Source organism: Adlercreutzia sp. ZJ154 (genome assembly GCF_011039055.1).
In the GTDB taxonomy this organism is placed as follows: Bacteria; Actinomycetota; Coriobacteriia; order Coriobacteriales; family Eggerthellaceae; genus Adlercreutzia_A.
On the sequence record NZ_JAAKEF010000001.1, the window covers coordinates 170,820 to 189,293 of the forward strand.

17 protein-coding genes are annotated in these 18,474 nt (G+C 44.7%); 1 reads left to right on the plus strand and 16 read right to left on the minus strand.

Features of this window, described 5'->3' with window-relative positions; all coding sequences use genetic code 11:
* Positions 1–68 precede the first annotated feature (68 nt).
* The 14 genes from G7Y37_RS00805 to dnaG all read right to left on the minus strand — a co-directional run bounded on the left by G7Y37_RS00805 (position 69) and on the right by dnaG (position 14,414).
* Positions 69–1,214: an ATP-grasp domain-containing protein gene (locus G7Y37_RS00805; RefSeq protein WP_165060280.1), complete on the minus strand. Its 1,146-nt coding sequence runs from the start codon at positions 1,212–1,214 to the stop codon at positions 69–71.
* A 22-nt stretch (positions 1,215–1,236) separates the two neighbouring features.
* The gene (locus G7Y37_RS00810; RefSeq protein WP_165060282.1) at positions 1,237–2,058 is read right to left on the minus strand and encodes a hypothetical protein; all 822 of its coding nucleotides are present in this window, start codon (positions 2,056–2,058) and stop codon (positions 1,237–1,239) included.
* Positions 2,059–2,089: 31 nt separating this feature from the next.
* On the minus strand, positions 2,090–3,760 hold the full coding sequence (locus G7Y37_RS00815) for an AMP-binding protein (protein ID WP_165060283.1): 1,671 nt from the start codon (positions 3,758–3,760) through the stop codon (positions 2,090–2,092).
* A 6-nt stretch (positions 3,761–3,766) separates the two neighbouring features.
* Positions 3,767–4,318 carry a helix-turn-helix domain-containing protein gene (locus G7Y37_RS00820; RefSeq protein WP_165060285.1) on the minus strand — a complete coding sequence of 184 codons (552 nt, stop codon included), beginning with the start codon at positions 4,316–4,318 and terminating at the stop codon, positions 3,767–3,769.
* Positions 4,319–4,341: 23 nt separating this feature from the next.
* A complete protein-coding gene (locus G7Y37_RS00825) occupies positions 4,342–4,878 on the minus strand; it encodes a 2-oxoacid:acceptor oxidoreductase family protein (protein WP_165060287.1) in 537 nt (178 codons plus the stop codon).
* On the minus strand, positions 4,871–5,716 hold the full coding sequence (locus G7Y37_RS00830; protein WP_165060289.1) for a thiamine pyrophosphate-dependent enzyme: 846 nt from the start codon (positions 5,714–5,716) through the stop codon (positions 4,871–4,873). The genes G7Y37_RS00825 and G7Y37_RS00830 overlap by 8 nt, the downstream gene beginning before the upstream one ends.
* A 1-nt stretch (position 5,717) precedes the next feature.
* Entirely contained in the window at positions 5,718–6,782 is a 1,065-nt protein-coding gene (locus G7Y37_RS00835; protein WP_165060291.1) for a 3-methyl-2-oxobutanoate dehydrogenase subunit VorB, read from the minus strand.
* On the minus strand, positions 6,779–6,997 hold the full coding sequence (locus G7Y37_RS00840) for a 4Fe-4S binding protein (RefSeq protein ID WP_165060293.1): 219 nt from the start codon (positions 6,995–6,997) through the stop codon (positions 6,779–6,781). Before G7Y37_RS00840 ends, G7Y37_RS00835 begins: the two co-directional genes overlap by 4 nt.
* Before the next feature lie 79 nt (positions 6,998–7,076).
* Positions 7,077–8,939: an AMP-binding protein gene (locus tag G7Y37_RS00845; protein WP_241155938.1), complete on the minus strand. Its 1,863-nt coding sequence runs from the start codon at positions 8,937–8,939 to the stop codon at positions 7,077–7,079.
* The gene (locus G7Y37_RS00850) at positions 8,940–9,524 is read right to left on the minus strand and encodes a helix-turn-helix domain-containing protein (protein WP_165060295.1); all 585 of its coding nucleotides are present in this window, start codon (positions 9,522–9,524) and stop codon (positions 8,940–8,942) included.
* 63 nt (positions 9,525–9,587) lie between these two features.
* Positions 9,588–11,021, minus strand: a complete 1,434-nt coding sequence (locus tag G7Y37_RS00855; protein WP_165060297.1) for an RsmB/NOP family class I SAM-dependent RNA methyltransferase — start codon at positions 11,019–11,021, stop codon at positions 9,588–9,590.
* On the minus strand, positions 11,021–11,947 hold the full coding sequence (gene fmt, locus G7Y37_RS00860) for a methionyl-tRNA formyltransferase (RefSeq protein WP_165060299.1): 927 nt from the start codon (positions 11,945–11,947) through the stop codon (positions 11,021–11,023). The genes G7Y37_RS00855 and fmt overlap by 1 nt, the downstream gene beginning before the upstream one ends.
* A gap of 1 nt (position 11,948) precedes the next feature.
* Entirely contained in the window at positions 11,949–12,500 is a 552-nt protein-coding gene (def, locus tag G7Y37_RS00865; RefSeq protein WP_165060301.1) for a peptide deformylase, read from the minus strand.
* Positions 12,501–12,590: 90 nt separating this feature from the next.
* Positions 12,591–14,414 (minus strand): DNA primase, encoded by a 1,824-nt coding sequence (dnaG, locus tag G7Y37_RS00870; protein WP_241155939.1) that lies wholly within the window; start codon positions 14,412–14,414, stop codon positions 12,591–12,593.
* Between the two features lie 111 nt (positions 14,415–14,525).
* Between dnaG and G7Y37_RS00875 the strand changes: the two genes are divergently transcribed.
* Positions 14,526–15,755, plus strand: a complete 1,230-nt coding sequence (locus G7Y37_RS00875; RefSeq protein ID WP_165060304.1) for a deoxyguanosinetriphosphate triphosphohydrolase family protein — start codon at positions 14,526–14,528, stop codon at positions 15,753–15,755.
* Here G7Y37_RS00875 and rnhA read toward each other — a convergent pair.
* Positions 15,740–16,258, minus strand: coding sequence for a ribonuclease HI (gene rnhA / locus G7Y37_RS00880; RefSeq protein ID WP_165060307.1), 519 nt, complete (start codon positions 16,256–16,258; stop codon positions 15,740–15,742). The genes G7Y37_RS00875 and rnhA overlap by 16 nt on opposite strands.
* 6 nt (positions 16,259–16,264) lie before the next feature.
* Positions 16,265–18,418, minus strand: a complete 2,154-nt coding sequence (locus G7Y37_RS00885; RefSeq protein ID WP_165060310.1) for a sodium-translocating pyrophosphatase — start codon at positions 18,416–18,418, stop codon at positions 16,265–16,267.
* Positions 18,419–18,474: the final 56 nt, after the last annotated feature.

Sequence of the window (18,474 nt, forward strand, 5' to 3'; positions counted from 1 at the left end):
TTAACTCCTATGAGGATTGCCGACAATGCAGGGAATCTCGCCATATCCCCGCATTGTCGGCAACAAGGTTAGCGTTTCTCGATAAATCTGCTTAAATCATCATGCATTAAGAAATCTAATTCTGAGCTATCTGGAGTTGTTTCGATAAATAGGAAACCGTAATTTCCAACTTTCGATACGTCGAATTTACGCATCTCATGAACCACCTGAAAGTTTTCAATAAAAGCATCATAGTCGAAGTTTTCGGTACCATCTGTACCTGCTGGCGGATTCAAAAGCGACATTGTGAATACTTTTTCAGTATGCAACTTATAAGCAGACATATCCGGTATAGCATTATCTAAATAAGCCTGATATGTCTTAAATCCAAACGCATACTGCGACACATCTGTGCCGCCAAGCCCCGCAAAACGCATAGGATTAAACTCGATGGGACTTACATGCTGTCCATTAACGCGCACTTCCACATGTATAGGAAAGTCGCGCACTCGCACAACTTCATTTACCTTCTGAAGCCAGTCTGTAAACACTGGTGCCATTTGCGCATAAATATCTGCACCTGTGGTATACATTCGATCGCTTGTATCTTCCGCAGACGCAAAATCGTGCTTCAAAACATTTAATACATGCACTTTACCCTGCGAATCGAAGAACGCATCGATTGCATATTCTTGCCCACAGATATAATCCTCAATAATAAAGCGCCCGGCATTAACAACGCTATCGGGATACATTTGCTGCCAGCGCGCCGAATCGCGCTTTATATCTTCAAGTGCGTTTTGCCACTCTTGTGCATTATTAATTACATATACACCCATGCTACAAAAGCCCACAGCGGGTTTTAACACTATTGTTTCTGGCAATTCAGAATAATTAATTACAGCTAGTTCATCTGCTGCACACTCTTTGAAGAACAGATTTTTATCCAAATCTTTAAGAACCCGACGCATTTCAAGTTTATCTTTAAATACAGATATACCGTGTTTAAGCGAATCGGCGTGGGTATTTTCCATAATCCACGCCAGCGCATTTTCTGAATTTGTATATACTCGCTGCCCTGAATCTATTAGCGAAATAGCTGTAGCATCATCTACTAAATTTAGCTTAAATCCATCAATAGAGCGTGTGAAGCAATTCGTCAAAACAGGATGTTGTGATTCCTCTAGCCAACTAAGCAACATATCCGAAGCATAAGGAGCATCCAGTATGACCATAGTTTCCCTCCACGCAAAAAGTCTAGCCTAAAGCGCTCAAACGCTGTTGTGCTTGGCTTACCAATGCCAACTTATTACCATGCTTTATTACAAAATCTAGCGCTGTTCGCTCTCCTGCTGCGTCAGCCAATCTGAAGTAAGCCCGCGCCTGCGCCCACGCCGCTTCTACACGAATTCGCATGGGATATTCGGTGCTTCCTATAATAGATTCATCCATCTTTACAGCTTCTAACGCATCGCCAGAAGCGCGCACTTTCATTATTTTATCTTGACTAGTTAGGTATGCTCGCCTAGTTGCCGCTATAGGACTAGGATCGCCTTCTGAAATTTGCAGTCCCTCCTGAATAAGCTGCATAGCCTGCTCAGTACCGCCTGTTTTATCAACAAGCGGTATTAAATTCACTAGAATGCCAACTTTAGCCTGTGGCTTTTTTGCCGCTTGCATACTGCTGCGAAGCCCGCGCTCTACATTCAAAGCATCGTCTTTATTGCCTACATCTAGCATGGCTTGCGCATAATATGACATAAACCACGCACCCGTATCCTTGCATGGAAATGTAATATTTGCAGCAACCGTTTTACCCTTATCGATTAATGCCTGCGGGTCGCACTTATCGTTATATAGGGAAAGCATATCCGTCGTGTCTTTTTCAGCCTTGCGTTCCATCATATTCACGCCCAGCGTAAGCGATGCAAAAAATATTACAAACAGAAGCAGCAAACCACCAACAGACGCTGCCATTATTGTGCCTGTAAATAGCGGATACACAGTAGTTACAAGAATTGATGGAGCAATACCTATAACGCAAGCAATTATCGAGTACTTCTTAAAATACGGCAGCACGGTCTTCTCCTTCTACGAGGATACAAATCTGCTAATCAAGCCCATCATTAGTACGGATAAGTTTACGCTTAATTTTTCCACCAATAGTCTTTGGAAGTTCATCTGTAAACTCCACGATACGCGGATATTTATAAGGTGCCGTTGTATGCTTTACGTGTTCTTGCAACTCTCGCACCAACTCGTCAGATGGCTCATATCCTTTCGCCAACACTATTGTTGCCTTTACTACCTTTCCCCTTATCGGGTCAGGCGCAGCGGTAACAGCGCATTCAACAACCGCCGGATGCTCTACAAGCGCACTTTCAACCTCAAATGGTCCTATTCGATAACCCGAACATTTAATTACATCATCGTTTCGACCAACAAAGAAGCAATAACCATCGGAATCGCGCCATGCCATATCGTGAAGGTTGTAATAATCACCACCAACAGATTCCCGTGTAGCTTCATCATTGCCATAATAGCCAACAAATAAACCCGGTGGATATGCCTCACGCAAGCCTGTCACGCAAATGGCGCCTTCTTCGCCTTCCGGTACTTCCGCGCCAGACTCGTCTAAAAGCTTCACGTTTAATAATGGCGAAGGCTTACCCATAGAGCCCGGACGCGGTTCTATCCATGGGAAAGTTGCCAACAACACTGGTCCTTCAGTTTGTCCAAACCCTTCGCGAATTTTCTTACCAGTAAGTTTTTCCCACTGTATTGTTACTTCAGCATTCAGTGGCTCACCTGCTGTAGCGAAGTTCTGAATGCTAGATAAATCGTATGAAGCCACATCCTCTTGAAGCATAAAGCGGTACATTGTAGGGGGTGCGCAGAATGTAGTTAGCTCGTAATCTTGCATAACCTGCAATAATTTTGCTGGTATAAATTTATTCATGTCGTAGGTAAAAATGCTAGCACCCGAAAGCCATTGACCGTATATCTTACCCCAGCCAAATTTCGCCCAACCAGAATCGGTCACACTCATATGCAGCTTGTCCTCTTGAACCTGCTGCCAGTATTTAGCCGTAATAATATGCCCAAGCGGATGCGCAAAATTATGCATAACAGCTTTCGGATTGCCAGTAGTTCCGCTAGTAAAATAAATAAGCATAGTATCTTTGCTTGTTACCCCAGCATTGCCAACAGGTCGCTCAAATACATCAGATTCACTGGCAATCAGCTCGTCAAATGAAAGCCAACCTTCACGCTGACCTGCTGCAATAATAACGTTTTGAATGGTAGGCGATTCAGGCAGCGCTTCTTCAACCTGAGTAAGTACGTAATTGTCAGACACACATACCATAGTCTTCACATTGGCGCTATTGGCGCGAAAAACTATATCTTTCTTCGTAAGCTGAAGCGATGCCGGAATAATGGTTGCACCAAGTTTTGCAAGAGCAACGGCTACAACCCAATATTCCCATCGACGGCGTAAAATACACATCACTACATCGCCTTTGCCTATGCCTAATCGCGCAAGTGCATTAGCTGTTTTATTAGACAGGCGCGAAATGTCGGTGAAGGTAAATGTGCGCTGCTCGCCCGCATCATTAATCCATAGCATAGCGCGTTTTTCAGGTTGTACACGCGCCCATTCGTCAACAACATCAAACCCGAAATTGAAGGCTTCCGGTACATCTATGCGAAAATTTTCGACAAAATCCTCGTAGGAATCAAATTCTATACGGGGAAGATATTTCTTTAGTATGTAATCCATCTTATCCTACTCAGCAATTATCGTTACGAATTTTGCTACTGAATTGCCAGCGCAGCGCTGACCGTGCGGTATTTCTGGGTTGAAATAAATACTATCCCACTCGTTTAAGGTAAATTCCTTGTCACCCACAGTTACAATAACAGAACCCTCAATCACAAAATTGAATTCCTGACCTTTATGCGTTATTAGTTCTACCGCATCGCTGCTAGGTTCTAGTATTACTACAAGCGGTTGCATCATTTTATTGCGATAGCGCCATGCCATATCCTCGAAGTGATAACCCGGATGACGATCGACTACACGACCTTCGCCGCGCCGTACCACATGATATGTGTCTAGCTTGGCAGCCGTGCCTGTCAATATCTCTGTCATATCCACGCCAAAACGATGAGCCATATGATAAATAGCCGAAATAGGCACATTGTCGGCATAGTTTTCCCACTGCTTATACGTTTCAAGAGATACGCCTATATCATCCGCCATTTCCTGTGCAGAAACATCACATGCTTCGCGTAATCCTTGAATACGCTGCGCAAGTTCTTTCATATCACAGTCCATTATTACCCCTTTCTCTAGGAGCATTAAGCATCTATCCCCATCTCAAGTGCGCGTTTGTTCATATCGACCAAATGCGCTTTAGATGGAGGAACGCACTTTTTAATAGCTTCATCTAGCGTAGCCCTTTCGCAAAAATGCGTTATAGACCACAGTTTTCCTAAAAGCACAATATTGGCAAGTTTGCCCATTTCAGCGTCTTGCGCAATTCTGGCGGCAGGAATTCCAATCTTTTGGATGTCGCTACGACTATCGCCGGGCTCTACAAGATCGCTGTCAAAAACGACAGCAGCTCCGGAAGATGCCTCTTCAACAAACTTATCATAAGAAGGTTGATTCATTGCTATAACTGCATCTGGTTCAGTAACTAGGGGGCTGCCAATCGGCTCTACCGACAAAGTAACAGAACAATTCGCAGTACCTCCGCGCATTTCTGGTCCATACGACGGAAACCACGAAACGTATCTATCTTCAATAAGCCCTGCATAAGCAATAACTTTACCAGCAAAAAGAGTACCCTGACCACCGAATCCGGCAAGCACGGCTTGTATATCTTTAGACATCAGCGCTACTGCTCCTTTCGTATTCGGAAACCATCGGACATGCCGCTGCACGAGCTGTAGCAGCCTCTGCAGCATCTGCATAACCTTCAGCTTGAATATCTTTGTATACACCCAACGGATAATATGGCAACATATTTTCGCGCATCCATTCAAACGCCTTTTCAGGCGACATACCCCAATTTGTTGGACATGTGCTAACAACCTCTATAAGTGAATAGCCCACTTTATCTAACTGGTTCTGAAAACCGCGTTTTATTGCCTTTTTTGCCTTGCGGACATTTTTTGGAGAATCTACTGTTACGCGCTCTAGATAAGCAACTCCATCAAGCGACGAAAGCAACTCGCACACACGAATGGGATAACCAGCATATGCAGGATTTCTACCATATGGAGATGTTTGCGTAACCTGATGCGGCAAACTTGTTGGAGCCATTTGCCCGCCAGTCATGCCATATATTGCATTGTTGATGAAAATTATGGTTATATTTTCGCCGCGAGTTGCTGCGTGAATCGTCTCAGCCATGCCAATAGATGCTAGGTCGCCATCGCCTTGATAGGCAAATACGAGATAGTCGGGAAATACACGCTTTACAGCAGTAGCCACCGCCGGAGCTCTACCGTGCGCCGCCTCTATCATGTCGCAGCCAAAAAAGTCATATGCCATAACAGAGCAGCCAACAGGTACAACGCCAACCGTTTCTCCTTCCATATTGAATTCATCAATACATTCGGCAACTAAACGCTCGACAATACCATGCGTGCATCCCGGACAATAGTTAGTAACAACGGGAAGCAGCGACTTTGGACGCTCGAATACGCATTCCATTTCATTTGCCATGCTACTCACCCACTTTCTCGCTTATAGCAACTATTTGCTCCAAAACCTCATCTGGTCTTGGGATAACACCACCAGTCCGCCCGAAAAATTCCACAGGTGCAGCACCGTTTACAGCAAGACGCACATCTTCAACCATTTGACCCATATTCATTTCCACCACAAGGAACGCTCGGGCATTGCAATTCTCTATCGCCTGTACCGGATATGGCCAAAGCGTTATAGGGCGAATTAATCCAGCCTTAATTCCTTTAGAGCGAGCGTCGTTTACAGCACTACGCGCTATACGCGCAGCGGCTCCAAACGCTACAACTACAACATCTGCATCTTGTGTTAAATATTCTTCTACACGAACTTCATCGCGCTTTATTTGATCGTAGCGAGCAAATCTCTCTACATTCTTGTCGCACAACTCCTGCGCATCTAAGAACAGCGAGTTAACAATATTATGAGTGCGCTTTCCATGATGCCCATCGGTTGCCCATGGCTTTTCCGGCAAGTCTTCCAAGTTACGCTCGTCAGGCAACACAACCGGCTCCATCATTTGCCCAAGCATGCCATCTGCCAGAATAACTACTGGTGTGCGATATTTATCAGCAACATCAAAAGCCTCATAAACTAAATCAGCCGCCTCTTGTACAGTCGATGGCGCAAATACTGGCAAATAGAAATCGCCATGACCCATAGCGCGCGTAGCTTGCCAATAATCGCTTTGTGAAGGCTGAATACTGCCAAGCCCCGGACCTCCACGCTGCACATTAATTATTACAGCTGGAAGATCGGCACCTGCCATATATGAAATACCTTCAGTCTTCAAAGAAATTCCGGGGCTTGAAGATGAAGTCATAGCTCGCTTCCCGCAAGAAGCAGCTCCATACACCATGTTTATGGCAGCTATTTCGCTTTCCGCTTGAAGATAAACTCCATTGCGTTTTGGCATATGCTTTGACATATAAGCCGCTAACTCAGTTTGCGGTGTTATTGGATATCCAAAAAAGTATCGGCAACCAGCGCGCATGGCAGCTTCAGCTAGCGCTTCATTGCCCTTCATTAAAACTCTCTCGCTCATGCCCTCACCTCCCGGTAAACTCTTATAGCCACATCGGGACACATCAGTGCACACGAAGCACACCCAGTACATGCTTGTTCATTTATACACATAGCCGGGTTATATCCCTTTGGCGTTATAGTTTCCGTATCAAGTTTCAGAATAGACTGCGGACATACACTTACGCATATACCGCACCCTTTACAAAAACTTTCATCGATAACAACTTTGCCCATAAGTCCAACCTCTCGTCCTAATGAAAGCGGGCCACGCTTTGAGATCGCGGCCCACTTCAGCTGGCTTACTCTATCTGGATTATACCAAGCCCTCAGGAACCGTCTGTCTCTGATCGGCTTCACGTATGGCAACACGCCGTATCTTACCGTTGACGGTACGAGGTAAATCGTCAGCGTATTCAATAATGCGCGGATACTTATAAGGTGCCGTATTCTCTTTTACCCACGTCTGAAGTTCGCTTGTAAGTTCATCAGAACCTTCAAAGCCCTCCGCCAATACAACCGTAGCTTTCACTAGCATACCCCGAAGATCGTCAGGCACGCCAGTAACAGCGCATTCGCGTACTGCAGGATGTTCAAGCATAACGCTTTCTATCTCGAAAGGTCCTATGCGGTATCCGCTGGATTTTATAACGTCATCATTGCGCCCCACGTACCAATAATAACCATCTTCATCTTCCCAAGCAGTATCACCGGTGTGATACCAGCCGTCGTGCATGGTGGCAGCAGTTTTTTCCGCATCCCGGTAATACTCCATCATTATGCCTGCAGGATGCGGATCAACATTTATGCAGATCTCGCCAGTTTCGCCAACATCGCAAAAAGTACCGTCTTCACGCATTATGGCAACATTGTATAAAGGCACGGGTTTACCCATCGAACCCGGACGCGGCGTAGAGTTTGTAAGATTGCCTATTGTTAGTGGGGTTTCAGTCTGACCAAATCCCTCATAAATAGTAAGTCCAGTATTCTCTTTCCAGAAATCAAATAAATCTGGATTTAGTGCTTCACCAGCAGTAGTGGAATACTCAAGTGAAGATAGGTCGAAGTCAGCCAAATTTTCCTGCATCATAAGACGATACATTGTAGGAGGTGCGCAGAAAGTAGTAACACCGTAGCGACCTATTAGGCTTAGAATTTCTCCGGCATGAAACCTATCAAAATCGTATGTTAATACACATGCTTCCATAAGCCATTGCCCATAGAATTTACCCCAAACAGCTTTGCCCCATCCCGTGTCAGCTATCGTAAAATGAATTCCATCTGGACGAACATTGTGCCAATGCTTCGCAGTTATCAAATGCCCTAATGAATACAGGCTATTATGCATAACCATCTTCGGGTTTCCCGCTGTACCAGACGAGAAATATAACAACATAGGCTCTTCAGCCAATGTTTCTCGCTTTGTAAAAGAATCAGATGCTTTGCGAACTTCCGTATTGAAATCTATCCATCCGCTGCGATTAACAGGCAATGCACATATGCCATCCTCGCCAGATAAGGCAGCGCCAAAGCCTTCGCCGCCATCCAAAAGATTGCCGTTATCGTCGCGCTTTGTCATGCCGGCTCCAGCCGGGTTTACCAAAATTAGCTTTTCTACTGTAGGGCACTCGCCTACAACGGCATCTACCACATCGGCAACATCACCCGCACTCGTAGCTATAACAGCTTTTATTCCTGCTCCATTAAGACGATAAATCATATCGTGTTCTTTAAGCATGAATGTAGCCGGCACCATAACGGCACCTAGTTTTGCTAAGGCAAGTGCAACGAACCAAAACTGATAATGCCGCCTTAGCACTACCATAACTTTATCGCCTCTGCCTATACCGATCTCAGACAAAAAGTTAGCAGTTTTATCCGACCACTTCTTCATATCGGCGAAGGTGAAAATGTGTTCCTCTCCTTCAGGATTGCACCACACCATAGCACGCCTTGTGGGGTCGTTTAGCGCTATATCGTCTACAACATCGTAAGCAAAGTTGTAATCGGGTTCATTATGTAACTCAAATTTAGTTAGAAGACCATTTTCATCGTATTCTTCATCGACATATCTAAGGTTTATATCTCTCATATCTAATTCCTGAGAACTGGCAGCAGTAGCTGCAACGGGTATGGACAACAGATGTTTTAGGTGCACAACCGAATACTCAGTGCGCACCTAAATAATTTCCTTACCCGGAGCTTTCATAACTACTGCTAGGAATTTACAGGGTTTGCCGCCTGTAGCTATCATTCCGTGCCCGCGCCCAGAGTTATACATAAGCATATCTCCGGGTCCAACTTCCTCAATATGATCTTCATAGGCGAAGCGTAAATGACCAGAAATAATGAAGTCTAATTCTTGACCTTCATGATAGGAAAGATGTATAGGCTTATCCTGTTCTTCGGCAATATAAGGAGCAGTAACCAAGAAAGGCTCGGCTAGTTTATTGCGAAAATGCGGCGCTTTGTGTAAGTATTCAAAACCAGCGCGGCGCTTAATAACAAGTCCGTCATTATTTTTTGTCACGCAATATCCACTAAGATGCGGAGTTTCACCAGTTAGAAGCTCTATAACATCAACTTTTAGTTTATTAGCGCACTTATACAAGAAAGTGAAAGTAAGGTCTTGAGTGCCCGATTCTTGAGCCTCATATTCCTCAACAGACCTTCCTGTAGCCTGCGCCATATCTTCCAATGTGTATCCAAGATCTTCGCGAAGAACCCTTATGCGATTCGCAACCTCTTTGATATTTGGTTCCATGATTGCCTTTCATATCTAAGTTTAGATTTGAATGATATATATTAGTCCAAGATGCGCACATGGTCAGTTATTTTTCACCATTACGGCACAGAAATGACTGTCGCAGCCGTTGCTTGAAAGCTGCGTTGTAAAAGTGCCGCAATTTTCCAACAAATGGAAAGACTCACCTTGTGGACTTTCTAAAAAGGCGCGTATTGTATCCATGTTCTCATTTGGTGTAACTGTGCATGTCGCATATACAAGATTACCCATGGGTTTAACATGCAAAGAAGCTTCCGTAAGCAAACGCAAATCTAGTTCAGCAGCCTTATGTATTGAGTCTTGCGTCAATCGCCATCTTATTTCCGGATGCCGGCGAAGCGTGCCAAGCCCTGTACATGGCGTATCGATAAACACAGTATCGAAGCATTCACTTCCAATAGCGCTTTTAAGATTGGTTGCATCTGCGGTAATTGCATCAGATACATGCGCACCGCAAGCGGCAACGCGCTCGTATAAAAGCGCCTCTTTGCTCTCTACATTATCAACACACACAAACCGTTCTATTTGTTTGTTGCATTCTTCGCCACACGACGATAAAGCAAAATTGGAAGGACGGAGTGAAGGCTGCAAAGCTTCTGAACGCAGTCCTTCCAATTTTGTAGCCGCGCCGCCGCATTTCCTGTTATAGAAATTTTGCAAAAGCACTGTTTTCGTGCCACGACCAGCACCAATTTCCAAAAGCGAATGCTTAGTATATTCGACAACCTTTTGCGCAACCATCTGCGCAGCAGCATCGGAAACAATAAGTTCGCCGGCGTTTATCATGTCTATAACTGTTTTCATGCCGATATCGGACGAATTAGACAATTTCAAACATCCTGAAATACAATCAATCGTTTCAAATTCAACAGATGCATCAATAAGTTTATTTTTCGCCTTCGTATCAGATATACGCAATGAATTTATAGACACAAACACAGGGGGTTGCTCATTTGAGACTTCCATGAATTTACACGCCGCAGACAGACCCATCCACTCTGACAAATTGCTAGCCAACCACTCAGGAAACCCAAAATGCAACGCAGCAGCACCTACACTTTTTGCAGCATCTTCAGACAAAATATCAGCAATAATTACTGAAGCTTTTCGCAATACCGCATTCGCCAAACCCCTAGTCCGCGGTGCTACATAAGCTGCAAGTTCGACACCCTGATCTATCGCAGCATATAAATCGCGCCCAAGATAGAACATTTCATATACCGATATGCGCAGCGCATCGCGAAGATTTGGCTTTACATCGCTTGGAGAATTCATCGCCCGATCTAATATCGCATCTAGCGTTCCTTGCATTTGAACTACGCCAATAGACAAAAGCGAAGCAAAAGCCCTATCGCTGCTACGAAGAGTATATTTATTCAAAACAGAAGGCAGAATATCGCGCACAAAAGCATCCCGCTTCCTAACTTGAGAAGTAGCCTCAAGTGCAGCTATGCGCGCGGGGCTTAAGCGCCCCATTAGCTCCAGACCGCCTCGCCCGCACGCAATATTGCATTGCCAGCCACAAATTCAGAAGCTAGCATTTGACGCTTGCCGCTGGGTTTTAGCTCTAACACTTCTATAGAAGCATTAGAACAACCTAGATAGAGATGCTTTTCATGCCACGCAACACACCCGGAAGTAGCACCATTGAAATTATCGGCAAGTTTAGCTTTTACAATGCGAACCGGTTTGTCGGCTACGGTGCATCTAGCGGGATGCGCATCGTCAGAAGCAAGCACTCGGCACAAATTTTGCTCGGCAGAAATGTCGGCACTTAGATCGAGCTGACCTTTCTCTATTTTATGAGCATAGGTTGCATTCGCTTCATCTTGCTTAACCCACATGACAGAGCCGCTATCGAGTTGTGCTAATGCGCTAACAAGTGCTCTGGCACCAAGATTTGCTAACTCATCGGTTAAATACGCAGCATCTTTTCCCTGTGTGTCAACACGGCGAACAATGCAATAGTCGCCCGTATCTAAACCCTCTTCCATACGCATTATGCACACGCCAATTTCTTTGTCTCCAGCGAGAATTGCATGCTGTATAGGGGCAGCACCTCTCCATCTAGGAAGAATAGAGGCATGTACGTTCAAACAACCATGCGCTGGTATGTTTAACACTTCTTTCGGCAAAATGGCACCGTATGCAGCAACACATATAACATCTGGTTTTAATTCCTTAATTACACGCAAAGAATCGGCTTCTTTTAACGTAGTAGGTGTAAAAACAGGAATATCTAAACTAAGTGCAAGTTCTTTTACGGGCGAAGGCTCTAGTTTCTTACCCCGATTTCTGACAGCATCCGGACGGGTAAATACACCTACAACATCGAAAGCATTCGCTATTTCTTCCAATATAGTTGCAGAAAATGCAGGTGTCCCCATAAAGACAATCCGCATATTATGCCTCCACCTCTACCATCGATTCTCCTGGCTTAGCACCCATAGCAAGAGCCTTATCATAAGCTTGAATGGCTTTTATGCGAACAGAGGGCTCGCAGGCTTCAAACAAAGTGCGCCCATCTAAATGGTCTATTTCATGCTGAAGACAACGACCCAAAAGACCATCGCCTTCTATTTCCCACTCTTCACCGTCTAAATCAAAATAGCGCACGCGTGCCCAAGGCTGTCTAGCTACAGGAACACTAATTCCGGGACAAGACAAACATGCCTCTTTATCGACTACTTTATCGCCACGAAGTTCTTCCACTGTTGGATTAACAAGAAAAATTGGATTGCGTGTAGAAGCGTTTTCGCCATCCCAATCTACATCTATTACAACAAAGCGTATTTTCTTTCCAACTTGCGGTGCAGCGATGCCGCATCCATTATTTGCGTACATAATTTTCGCCATCTGCTTTCCTAGTTTTAGCAAATCGCGATCGCCTACAACGCACTCTTCACATACTTCCAGCAAACTAGGATCGGGCGATTGAACAATTTTCAGACTCATCAAACTCTCCTTGAATATCATGCGCCAATGTTTTAAGTAATATTGTGAATCGAACAGATAAAAGTGTCCATTACATACGCCAAAAATCCGCTAAGATAAATTTCTTGTTTGACGCAGTTCAGTTAAACGGCGCTGCATGGCTACCAACTCATTAAACGCCGCATCTGCATCTTCTACATTCCCAGCAATTAATTTAGCCTTTAGGGCAGCCATAGCCTCTTCGCCATCCCCTATAGATATTTCATTAGCTAAGTATGCCAGCTTATCAGCAGCGCTAGATCCATCCGACACTTCCGCTGCAGTTAGTATAGCCGGAGCATATTTACTGACTAGCGATGCCTTCGCTACTAAATCGGCAGCAGATATGCCGGGGTTTTCCATTAATGCTGCAACTATAGCATCCGCAATACAGCAATGCTGTTTATCGTGCCAACGAGTTTTTGACATAGTGTCAGCAAAACCTAAAGCTAAAAGTGGATTTTGCGCTGCCAATCCTAAAAATTCGCGTTCAAAGCGAAGGCGATTCATCTCTGCCTCTGGAAGCGTTGTTGTACGCACCGTATTTGGTTTCTCTGATTCTGCTGCATAACTTTTGCGACTAGGTTGTTTAAGCGATGCCAATTTCTCAAGAGCATCGGCTTCCCTAACATGCACCATACCAGCAATTTGAGCTGCATAGTCTTTAGCTAGCACCGATTCTTTTATCGGAATTAAAATCTGCAAGGCATCAACAAGAGCAGCACTACGTCCCTCTGCTGTTCCTATATCATGCTTTGCTATACGGCGTTCTATCCCATACACGATTAACGGTTTTGCATTTTGCAGCAAATCGTCTAACCCAGATTTACCATGCGCTGCTACAAATTCCGCAGGATCAAGCCCGTTCGGCAAAGTTACAGCACAAATTTCCATTTTTGTTTTACCGGCTTCAGGAGTCATAGCGTAGTCAATGAACTGCAGCGCCCTTTCAGCTGCACGCTGTCCAGCTTCGTCGCCATCAAATAAATAAACAATACGTCTACCTGCATGACGAGACAGCAGTCTTATATGTTGCATGGTTAACGCCGTTCCAAGCGTTGCTACAGCATTGCGTATTCCAGCTTCATGTAATGCTATTACATCTGTGTAACCCTCAACCACTATCGCAGAGCCACTAGAAGCCATCTGCGTTTTTGCTTTGTCTAGTCCATACAAAACTTGCGATTTATGAAATATTGCCGTTTCCTGAGAGTTTAAATACTTCGGATTACCATCCCCAATAATTCTGCCGCCAAAAGCTATGCACTCGCCTGACGCATCGTTTATCGGAAACATAACTCTGTCAAAAAATCTATCGCGCATACGTCCGCTAGAATCGCACGAAGCCACGTTGGCATCTAGCATTTCTTCAGCTTTAAAATTAAGCGATGTCAAATAATCTACAAGAGAAGTTGACCCGGGCGCATAGCCTAAGTTCCAATTCTTAGGCACATCGCCACCAAAATTACGACCAGCCAAATATTGTCTAGCACGCGCCGCGCCGCTAGACACACCGCGCATAAGTTGATTATGGAAGAAATCCGCCGCAGCTTTACACACATCGCGCAGACGCTGTTTATGACCTCGCGAAATTCCCTTTCCTTCAGTCTCTTCAATATCTACGTGCGCTTTGTCAGCTAAAAAATGTACCGCTTCAACAAATGTCATATCTTCAGCTTTCATTACATAGCTGAAAACATCGCCGCCTTCCCCACACCCAAAACAATGCCACAATTGCGTGTTGGGATCCACTTTGCATGAAGGCGTGCGCTCGCTATGAAAAGGGCAGCAACACCAAAAATCGCGACCGCGTTGGCGCATCTGCTGCCTTTCGGCAAACAGCGCCACAATGTCTGTAGCTTCACGAACTTTCTGTATGTCGCTATCGCTAATCATTTACAAATATTTACTCCTTAATCTCTAAACGAGAATCATAAAACACTACAACCAAGAAATTGAATATGAATGCTATCATTTCGAAAAAAGATATGAGCGGAGATAATTCATATGAGCAATTTACAAAAAGAAGAAATACCCTACCTTTCACTCGATCCAGAAATCGAAAAGTCAATAATAGCCGACAGAGCGGCGGGTAGGCTTCATCCGTTCCGCTTTCGCGATGAAAATGTAGTGCGTCGCTCAAGCAAAGAGCACGACCAGGCAACGCTAACTCGCCCTGCCTTCATGCGCGATGTAGAAAAAATTGTTAATCTTCCAGCCTATAATCGCTACTCCGGCAAAACGCAGGTTTTCAGCTTAGTAGAAAATGATGACATTTCACGACGCATGCTTCATGTTCAGCTAGTAAATCGAGTAGCGCAAGGAATCGGTACGCTACTAGGTTTGAATACGAATCTGATTGAGGCTATAGCGTTAGGTCACGACATAGGACATACGCCATTCGGACATGCAGGAGAGCGCTATCTATCTGAAAGTTACCACAAACGTACAGGACGCTACTTTCATCACAACGTACACTCAGTTCGTGTACTAGACCAGCTCTACCCCAGAAATTTATCGCTACAGACACTAGATGGAGTTATTACTCATAATGGAGAATTTGCATGCCAAACACTTGAATGCGGCAATGTAGAAACATTTGAGCAGCTAGATGAAATGGTTGAGGCGTGCAATAAAGACGAACAGGTTATAGGCACATTGCGACCATCTACTTTAGAAGGATGCGTTGTACGCGTAAGCGATATGATTGCGTATTTAGGCAAAGACAGACAAGATGCGATAGAGATGGGTGTTATTAATTCGCTTGATATGTTCGACAGCTCTGTAATTGGACGCGATAATGCCCGCATTATTAATAATGTAACAGCAGATATAGTAAACAATAGCTACGGTTCTAATAAAATTGCCATGAGCCGAGAGGTTTTCGATGACTTAAAGCTGGCGAAACGTCAAAATTATCAGGTTATATATTCGCAGGAGGGCATACTTGATAAACCGGACAATGTCGTGGAAACCATGTTTGAGGAAATGTATGCGCGCCTATTAGATGATTTAGTAAACGAGCGCCATGAATCGCCAATTTTTAGACAACACGTAAAATCGCTTGTAAAAATGTCGCATTCGCTAACAGCGGACGCTTATCTATCGCAAGAGCCGAACCGCATCGTTGCCGACTATATAGCTTCCATGACTGATAATTACTTCATGAACATGTATGCCCGCTTATTCCCAAATAGCAAAAGACGCATACAGAAAGATTACTACGACGCGGACTGATCCAAATTGAAAGAAGTCTGATTTAGACCTTCATATTCTATGTCAATTTCTAAACTTCTAGAGTCTGCCGCCTCGGTAGCAAGCCTGTCGCACTCTTCGTTGTAATTGTTGCCCGCATGACCGCGCACCCAATTAAATGTAACATTATGCGGTGCCATAGCTAAGAGCAATCGCTTCCATAAATCTACATTTTTAATGGGCGTAGATTTAGTTTTTTTCCAGCCACAATCCTGCCATTTAGCAATCCATCCTTTATTGAATGCATTGCATACATACTGCGAATCGGTGTATACATCTACTTTGCATGGCTGATTTAAAACTTCAAGCGCAGCTATAACGCCAAGGATCTCCATGCGATTATTGGTAGTTAAACGAAAACCTTTAGAAAGGCGCATTTCGTAATTCTTCCCATCAGCGCCTTTATACAGCAGAAGCGCGCCGTAACCGCCATTTCCCGGATTACCGCGCGCGCTGCCATCTGAATATAGTGTAACTTGCTTCAATTTAAACTAGAACATCATCTGTATAGTAATAAACAGAGGACTAAAAGTAAGTGCCACGATAGTCATTAAATTAATAAGAATGTTCATTGAGGGACCAGACGTATCCTTGAAAGGATCGCCCACAGTATCGCCCACAACGGCAGCCTTATGAGCTTCGCTACCCTTACCGCCAAAGTTGCCCTGTTCTATGTATTTCTTAGCATTATCCCAAGCGCCACCCGAATTCGACATGAATATAGCCATCAACATACCAGTAGCAACAGCTCCTGCAAGGAAGCCACCTAGCATAGCCGGATCGATGCATCCGATTACAATTGGCACCACAATTGCAATTATGCCCGGGGTCATCATTTCGCGAAGTGCAGATGTAGTTGAAATAGCCACACACTTATCGTATTCAGGCTCGGCTTTGTATTCCATAATTCCGGGTATTTCGCGGAATTGACGACGAACTTCCTCAACCATTGCATGCGCTGCGCGCGAAACTGCACCCATAGTAAGCGCTGCAAACATGAAAGGCATCATTGCGCCTATAAAAATACCAGCCACGATAAGTGGATCTGTAAGCGCAAGTTCAAATTCTGGCAAATAATTGTGCATTGTTGCTTGATAGGATACGAAAAGCGATATTGCAGATAGACCAGCACTAGAAATAGCGAAGCCCTTAGCAATAGCGGCAGTTGTATTGCCTACAGCATCAAGCGCGTCGGTACGATCGCGTACTTCTTCGGGAAGACCAGCCATTTCAGCTATGCCACCAGCATTGTCAGCCACAGGACCGTATGCATCAACACCGATTGTTATAGCAGTATTTGAAAGCATGCCAGTAGCAGCAAGACCAACACCATAAAGACCAACAGCAATAGTTTTTTCGACACCTAATCCAGCTAGCGGGAAAGCCATATTGCCGCATACAAATGCGCCTATTATGGCAAGCGCTACTAAGATTATCGGAGCAATAGTTGACAGCATGCCGGTAGACAGACCTTCAATAATTACGGTTGCCGCACCGGTTTCTGCGCTTTCAGCAATTTTGTGAACCGGTTTGTAATGATCGGAGCAGAAATACTCTGTAATCTTGCCTATAGCAAGACCGGCGACCAAACCACATATAACCGAACCAAACAGCCACACAGGTTGAGAAACAACAGATTGATTACTCCAGATTAGGAATATGCAGAGTATTATTACAATTTCTATACCGGCAGCAACATAAGTACCACGATTTAGCGCCTTATGCAGATCGGCACCTTCCTTGGTGCGTACTGCAAACAAACCTATTATTGAAGTAATAATGCCACATGCCGCTATAACAACCGGAGTAACAATAGCCCAAATTAAATCTCCGCCAACAAAGTAGCCGCCAAGTGCACCAAACGTTACCGCAAGAATTGTAGGGGCTAAAATAGAGCCAGTGTAGCTCTCAAACAAGTCAGCACCCATTCCGGCAACATCGCCTACATTATCGCCAACATTATCAGCTATGGTTGCAGGATTTCTCGGGTCATCCTCGGGAATGCCTGCCTCTACCTTACCAACAAGGTCGGCACCAACGTCGGCTGCTTTTGTATAAATGCCGCCACCAACACGGGCAAATAGAGCCACAGCAGACGCTCCGGTCGCAAAGCCTTCCACCATGCCGATATGCTCGTGCGCGATATCCATAGTGAACTTATAAGCAAGTTCTAGGTCGAACAGGTTAATGCCGGAAAATACCATAACTATCAACCAAAGCGACAAACCCATCAGCGCAAACGAGGCAACGCAAAGCCCCATGGTAAGACCACTACGGAAACTAACCGTAAGAGCTTTGGCAACAGAAGTTTCTGCAGCATACGCTGTTCTGGTATTAGCGCGAGTAGCAACATGCATACCAACATATCCGGCAGCCGCCGACAGCAAACCACCAGTAATGAATGCTAGAGCTGTAACCCACGACAAAGCAATCGCCATAACTATGGCAACTACCACCATAAAAATGATGAGCAGCTTATATTCGCTCATCAAAAACGCTTTCGCACCTTGTTGTATCTTCTTGGAGATACCGTTCATTTTGTCAGAACCCGGGTTTTGTTTTAAAACCCAATTTCCGAGGTAGGTTGCCACTAATATGCCAACTAAGGCACATACAGGAGCAAGCCAAGCTATAGCTGTTGTCACATCTCCTCCTAAGGTTAAGCCTTGAGTGACGTTGTGGTCTTGTGGCTGAAACGCAA

Coding starts and splice junctions, on each gene's coding strand:
- G7Y37_RS00805 (WP_165060280.1), bottom strand. CDS start 1,214: ATGGTCATACTGGATGCTCCTTATGCTTCGGATATGTTGCTTAGTTGG.
- dnaG (WP_241155939.1), bottom strand. CDS start 14,414: ATGATTAGCGATAGCGACATACAGAAAGTTCGTGAAGCTACAGACATT.
- G7Y37_RS00825 (WP_165060287.1), bottom strand. CDS start 4,878: ATGTCTAAAGATATACAAGCCGTGCTTGCCGGATTCGGTGGTCAGGGT.
- fmt (WP_165060299.1), bottom strand. CDS start 11,947: ATGCGGATTGTCTTTATGGGGACACCTGCATTTTCTGCAACTATATTG.
- G7Y37_RS00855 (WP_165060297.1), bottom strand. CDS start 11,021: ATGGGGCGCTTAAGCCCCGCGCGCATAGCTGCACTTGAGGCTACTTCT.
- G7Y37_RS00850 (WP_165060295.1), bottom strand. CDS start 9,524: ATGGAACCAAATATCAAAGAGGTTGCGAATCGCATAAGGGTTCTTCGC.
- G7Y37_RS00815 (WP_165060283.1), bottom strand. CDS start 3,760: ATGGATTACATACTAAAGAAATATCTTCCCCGTATAGAATTTGATTCC.
- G7Y37_RS00840 (WP_165060293.1), bottom strand. CDS start 6,997: ATGGGCAAAGTTGTTATCGATGAAAGTTTTTGTAAAGGGTGCGGTATA.
- G7Y37_RS00820 (WP_165060285.1), bottom strand. CDS start 4,318: ATGGACTGTGATATGAAAGAACTTGCGCAGCGTATTCAAGGATTACGC.
- G7Y37_RS00830 (WP_165060289.1), bottom strand. CDS start 5,716: ATGGCAAATGAAATGGAATGCGTATTCGAGCGTCCAAAGTCGCTGCTT.
- G7Y37_RS00875 (WP_165060304.1), top strand. CDS start 14,526: ATGAGCAATTTACAAAAAGAAGAAATACCCTACCTTTCACTCGATCCA.
- def (WP_165060301.1), bottom strand. CDS start 12,500: ATGAGTCTGAAAATTGTTCAATCGCCCGATCCTAGTTTGCTGGAAGTA.
- G7Y37_RS00835 (WP_165060291.1), bottom strand. CDS start 6,782: ATGAGCGAGAGAGTTTTAATGAAGGGCAATGAAGCGCTAGCTGAAGCT.